This window comes from Streptomyces sp. SID5464 (genome assembly GCF_009862985.1).
In the GTDB taxonomy this organism is placed as follows: domain Bacteria; phylum Actinomycetota; class Actinomycetes; order Streptomycetales; family Streptomycetaceae; genus Streptomyces; species Streptomyces chartreusis_D.
The window spans coordinates 6,627-7,731 of record NZ_WWIQ01000001.1; the positions used below are offsets into that span (position 1 = coordinate 6,627).

A 1,105-nucleotide genomic window follows, 5' to 3' on the forward strand; every position below is an offset into this window, starting at 1 on the left:
AGATTCGTCGTTAGTCGGGCATGAGTCGTCCGGGTCCGAAGATTCCGCCGTTGTCGGTCACCGATGCCCAGCGGGCGGTGCTGGAAGGCTGGTTACGCCGCCGTACGACGGCTCAGGCTCTGGCTCAGCGGTCGCGGATCGTGCTGGAGTGCGCCGAAGGCCACTCGATCATGGAGGTGTCCCGCCGGCTGCGGATCGCTCCGGACACGGTCCGCACCTGGCGGCGCCGCTTCATCGAGCGGGGACTGGACGGCTTGTGCGACGACCTGCGGCCCGGCGTGCCCCGGAAGATCACCGATGCCGACGTCGAGCGGGTCATCGTCAAGACGCTCGAGGAGACGCCGAAGAACGCGACCCACTGGTCGACCAGGTCGATGGCCACGGCCACGGGGATGTCCCAGTCGACCATCTCGCGGATCTGGCGGGCGTTCGCCCTGGCCCCGCACCGGTCGCAGACGTTCAAGCTGTCCACCGACCCGCTGTTCATCGACAAGGTCCGCGACGTCGTCGGTCTGTATCTCGATCCGCCCGAGAAGGCCCTGGTGCTCTGCGTGGACGAGAAGTCGCAGATCCAGGCACTGGACCGGTCCCAGCCTGTTCTGCCGATGGTGCCCGGCGTTCCCGAACGCCGCAGCCACGACTACGTCCGGGCCGGCACCACGACCCTCTTCGCCGCCCTCGAGGTCGCCACCGGCAAGGTCATCGGCTCCCTCCACCGCCGCCACCGGAGTTCAAGAAGTTCCTCGCGAAGCTGGACAAGGAAGTCCCGGCTGATCTGCAGGTTCATTTGATCCTGGACAACTACGCGACCCACAAGACCCCGGACATCAAGCGGTGGCTGCTGGCGCACCCTCGGTTCCACCTGCACTTCACGCCGACCAGCGCGTCCTGGCTGAACCTGGTCGAGCGGTGGTTCGCCGAACTGACCCAGAAGAAGCTCAAGCGCGGCGTCCACCGCTCCGTCCAAGCCCTCGAACGCGACATCCGGGCCTGGCTCGCCGACTGGAACGAGCACCCCAGACCGTTCGTCTGGACGAAGACAGCCGACGAGATCCTCGACAAAGTCGCCGCCTACTGCCGACGAATCTCTGACTCAGGTCACTAG

1 pseudogene is annotated in these 1,105 nt (G+C 66.4%); it reads left to right on the forward strand.

What is annotated here, in order from left to right:
* The first annotated feature begins 20 nt into the window (after positions 1 to 20).
* Positions 21 to 1,105, forward strand: a pseudogene (locus GTY47_RS00035) (IS630 family transposase).